Below are 585 nucleotides of genomic sequence, written 5' to 3'. Positions count from 1 at the left end.
AAAACAATTTAAGTTCTTCATAACTGACAGGTGTTTCACCATGTAAGAATGTCGCCATTGAATCCATGATGAACTTTTCCGGGTTTTTCATCAGTTCTTTTATGTTAGAGCGTGCCTGCTTACGTATAAACCTGGTGTTAGGCCAGCCATCAAGAGTCCTAGTTAATATTTGCTCTCGCAACTCTCTTTGGTATTTTCCGCCTGCATGCTTTGCAAAAAAGCGTGACATAGCAGTAAGAAAAAACCTGCTACACATGAAGTAAATGAACTGTTCCTCCACATGACTAATAGCGCTATTTAGGTCCCCAGTGCTGATTACTTCTTTATAGAACTGAGTTGTTTGGTCCTCTATAACTCCCGCTTTTACTTCTGAGCTTGCCCCGAGTACAAATCGAAACGCGCATGGAGAATCGATGCCGACCGATTTTGTTATTTCATTTCCATAGCAGCCCGCCAAAACTAGTCCAAAATTATTTTTAGCGAGAATATTTACTCTTTGACTTAAATCATGCAATTCTTCCCAGGTCACTATCTCGCCGCAGATATCAAGACCTACCCCCTTCACACCGTGGGCTTCAATATGAA

General features: G+C 41.4%; 1 protein-coding gene. It reads right to left on the bottom strand.

The annotated features are described in order from the left end of the window. The coding region (locus tag CXQ91_RS24970) for a hypothetical protein (RefSeq protein WP_181039042.1) at positions 1-585 on the bottom strand (585 nt) is incomplete at both ends.

The sequence above is a fragment of the Arthrobacter sp. Y81 genome, from assembly GCF_002929335.1.
Lineage (GTDB): Bacteria > Actinomycetota > Actinomycetes > Actinomycetales > Micrococcaceae > Arthrobacter.
Note: the sequence above shows the minus strand (reverse complement) of the source record. Positions and strands in the feature narration are given on the sequence as shown.